Raw genomic sequence first — 2,557 nt, forward strand, 5'->3', positions numbered from 1 at the left:
GGCCGACGTCGCGGCCGCCGCCCGACGACGTGCGCGGTGCGGGGCGGTGCTGGGGCTGACGGTCCTGGGGCGACGCTGCACGGGAATCCTCCGGGTTCGGGGCCCGCGCTCGCGGGCGGTCCTGCTCCGGATGTGTCGTGACCCGCCCCGGCCTTGCACCTGGCTCAGCGTCAGACACACAGGTCACCCGTGGGACCCGTAGCCCTGACACGCGTGGGCGGATGCGACAGATGTCGGTGGCGCCGGGCACAATCTGTCCCGACCATCCGGCTGGGTCTCGACCCCTGAAGTGAGGTACAGGACGTTGGCAAGTATCAACCAGCGCATCGCTGAGGAGCTGGGCGTTCGGGAGGGGCAGGTGACCGCGGCCGTCGACCTGCTCGACGGCGGCGCGACCGTGCCGTTCATCGCCCGCTACCGCAAGGAGGTCACGGGCACCCTCGACGACGCGCAGCTGCGCACCCTCGAGGAGCGGCTGCGGTACCTGCGCGAGCTCGAGGAGCGGCGCGCGGCGATCCTGGCGTCGGTGCAGGAGCAGGGCAAGCTCACGGACGAGCTGCGGGCCCAGATCCTGGCGGCGGAGACCAAGTCGCGTCTGGAGGACATCTACCTCCCCTACAAGCCCAAGCGGCGCACCAAGGCGCAGATCGCGCGCGAGGCCGGCCTGGAGCCGCTCGCCGACGCGCTGCTCGGCGACCCGTCGCTCGACCCGCAGGAGACGGCGGGCCCGTACGTCGACCCCGACAAGGGGGTGGCCGACGCCGCCGCGGCGCTCGACGGCGCCCGGGCGATCCTCGTGGAGCGCATGGGGGAGGACGCCGACCTGATCGGCACCCTGCGCGAGCGGCTGTGGAAGCGCGGGCGCATGCTGTCCGCCGTACGCGACGGCGCGCAGGACAAGGGCGCCAAGTTCTCGGACTACTTCGAGTTCGCCGAGGCCCTGTCGTCCCTGCCGTCCCACCGTGTGCTCGCCCTGTTCCGGGGCGAGAAGGAGGACGTGCTGGACCTGACGATCGAACCCGAGGAGGGCATCGAGGCCGGCGTACCGACGTCGTACGAGGGCACGATCGCCCACCAGTTCGGCATCGCCAACCAGGGCCGCCCGGCCGACCGCTGGCTGAACGACACGGTCCGCTGGGCCTGGCGCACCAAGATCCTGGTGCACCTCGGCATCGACGTGCGGCTGCGGCTGCGCTCCGAGGCGGAGGACGAGGCGGTGCGCGTCTTCGCCGCGAACCTGCGCGACCTGCTGCTCGCGGCGCCCGCCGGCACGCGGGCCACGATGGGCCTCGACCCGGGCCTGCGCACGGGCGTCAAGGTCGCCGTCGTCGACGCCACGGGCAAGGTCGTGGAGCACGCGACCATCTACCCGCACCAGCCGGCCAACCGCTGGGACGAGTCGCTGGCAGTGCTGGCCCGGCTCGCCCAGAAGCACCAGGTGGACCTGGTCGCGATCGGTAACGGCACGGCATCGCGCGAGACCGAGCGGCTGGCCGCCGACCTGATGAAGAAGGTGCCGGAGCTCGGCCTGACCAAGGCGGTCGTGTCCGAGGCCGGCGCGTCCGTGTACTCGGCGTCGGCCTACGCGAGTGCGGAGCTGCCCGACCTGGACGTCTCCATCCGTGGCGCCGTCTCGATCGCGCGCCGCCTGCAGGACCCGCTCGCCGAGCTCGTGAAGATCGACCCCAGGTCGATCGGCGTGGGCCAGTACCAGCACGACATCACCGAGACCAAGCTGTCGCGGTCGCTGGACGCCGTGGTGGAGGACTGCGTCAACGGCGTCGGCGTGGACCTCAACACGGCGTCCGTGCCGCTGCTGTCGCGCGTCTCGGGTATCACCTCGACGCTCGCCGAGAACATCGTGGCCCACCGGGACGCCAACGGCCCGTACGCGTCGCGTGCGGCGCTGAAGAACGTACCGCGCCTGGGCCCCAAGGCGTTCGAGCAGTGCGCGGGCTTCCTCAAGGTCTCCGGGGGCGACGAGCCGCTGGACGCGTCGTCGGTGCACCCCGAGGCGTACCCGCTGGCGCGGCGCATCGTGACGGCGTCGGGCGCGGACGTGCAGGCGCTGATCGGGAACGGCGGCGCCCTGCGCACGCTGAAGCCCACCCAGTTCGTGGACGAGACGTTCGGTCTGCCCACCGTGACCGACATCTTCGCGGAGCTGGAGAAGCCCGGTCGCGACCCGCGTCCGGCGTTCACCACGGCGTCCTTCGCGGACGGCGTCGAGACCCTCGGCGACCTGGTGCCCGGCATGGTGCTCGAGGGGCAGGTCACCAACGTCGCCGCGTTCGGCGCGTTCGTGGACATCGGCGTGCACCAGGACGGGCTCGTGCACGTCTCGGCCATGTCCAAGAACTTCGTCAGCGACCCGCGCGAGGTCGTGAAGTCCGGCGACATCGTCAAGGTGAAGGTCCTGGACGTCGACCTCCAGCGCAAGCGGGTCTCCCTGACCCTGCGGCTGGACGACGAGGTCGGCGCGGCCCCCGGCGGCCGCAGCTCGGGGAGCTCCAGCGGCGGTCAGCGCGGCGGGCGCCCCAGCGGTGGCGAGGGCCGC

General features: G+C 72.3%; 1 protein-coding gene. It reads left to right on the plus strand.

All coding sequences use genetic code 11. The features are described 5' to 3' along the window. Positions 1-304: 304 nt before the first annotated feature. Positions 305-2,557 (plus strand): Tex family protein (locus tag PROKR_RS01255; RefSeq protein WP_245605658.1); only part of this gene is annotated, 2,253 nt, incomplete at its 3' end.

Origin of the sequence: Promicromonospora kroppenstedtii DSM 19349 (assembly GCF_000515355.1) — a bacterium.
GTDB classification, from domain to species: domain Bacteria; phylum Actinomycetota; class Actinomycetes; order Actinomycetales; family Cellulomonadaceae; genus Promicromonospora; species Promicromonospora kroppenstedtii.